Genomic DNA, 529 nt, shown 5'->3' with positions numbered 1-529 from the left:
ATAGTACCCTTTGCAACGTTAATGATTTTGTTTTGGGCTATGCTGCTCTTTGGGCTGCCATCAGCGTTTTTGACGATATAGCTGGCACTAAATGCTCCCTCGGTTTTGTCCCAGTGCAGAGTGTCATTGTCGATTCCCAAAAGCGCCTCTCCCACATTATTGTAGGTGCCGCTTTTCAGCTTGTAGCTTGGCGCATTTATACTTCCATCTCCATTTACGCCAGCACCAGCCCCGAGTCGGGCTGCGACTGAGGCACTTAATGCATGAAGTTGTGAACCGTTAATGGCCTCAGTACTGCCTGGTAGTATAAGACCGGCAGCCATATTGGTAATTTTGCGTTGTGTTGTGCTGTTCCCTACCGAAACGGTATTGTCTTGCTCTGCGACAGATCCTACACCGAGGGCAACTGCGTTATCACCGTTTGCATTGGATTGACTACCCAAAGCAAGACTGTTTATGCCTCCAGCAAAACTATTCTCTCCCAGCGCAACGGAGCCCACACCAGATGCAGTGCTGTTACTACCCAGGG

At 49.5% G+C, this 529-nt stretch carries 1 pseudogene; it reads right to left on the bottom strand.

Annotation, left to right across the window (positions count from 1 at the left end):
- A pseudogene (locus ACLO87_RS17015) lies at positions 1–527 on the bottom strand (hypothetical protein); the annotation flags it as partial.
- Between the last annotated feature and the right edge of the window lie 2 nt (positions 528–529).

Source organism: Paenalcaligenes sp. Me52, from assembly GCF_050487965.1.
Classification (GTDB): Bacteria; Pseudomonadota; Gammaproteobacteria; order Burkholderiales; family Burkholderiaceae_B; genus Paenalcaligenes.
The sequence above is the reverse complement of the archived record's forward strand: the minus strand, read 5'-3'. Positions and strand labels throughout refer to the sequence as shown.